Annotated in this window: 1 pseudogene; it reads right to left on the bottom strand. The window is 31.8% G+C overall.

From position 1 onward, the window contains the following. Positions 1-729: pseudogene (locus tag GBI16_RS18780) on the bottom strand (hypothetical protein); the annotation flags it as partial.

The raw sequence follows: 729 nt of genomic DNA, 5'->3' as shown, positions 1-729 counted from the left end.
AAAAAAATGAGGTAAATCACCTTTCCATAGAATCCATTGAAAAGCTCTAATTTTCAGCTGTTGTCGGTTTAAACTATCAATAGAATATTGAGTAAAATATTCTTTAAAATCAAATTGACATTGCCTTAAAGCAAAATATGCATAATCCATTATAGATAAATAATGACTGTGCCAAAGCTTAATTAAATCATCCGTTGTTAAAACACCTCTATGATACAAGACATCAAATAAACGATACTGTACATCTCGAAATTTTAAAGTTTGGAGTTCAATCATAAGTTCATGATTTGATTGAGTTTGAATAATAAAATCAAGCCAAAATTTACGGACTATTTGGTCTTTCGCAACTTTGCATAATTCAATCAAGTAATCATGTTCAACCCATTGGTATTTTTTGATATAAACCAACAAAATACGAGGAAGTTCTCCTTGTAATGAAATCAAGGTGTCTTGCAAATAACTTTTATTATTAGCAACCTCTTTCAATAATAATTCTTCAACTTCAGTAACAACGCGTATTCGCTTTTGTATCGCCGCAATATCTAAAAAATAATCAACACAGAGCCGACTAAATTCAGGCCTTTGACTCCACCGTTGCAAGTGTATAGCTGCCAACTTTTGGTTAATTGGAACATAGTCACTTAACCGAAATAATAAAGCTGGAAAAAGTGCAGTCTCATAACAGTCTTGCAGTTGTTCTAATGTACTCTGACGTATATACCCATCATA

This window comes from Acinetobacter sp. TUM15064 (assembly GCF_008980265.1).
In the GTDB taxonomy this organism is placed as follows: domain Bacteria; phylum Pseudomonadota; class Gammaproteobacteria; order Pseudomonadales; family Moraxellaceae; genus Acinetobacter.
This window is presented reverse-complemented; position numbering and strand designations above follow the sequence as displayed.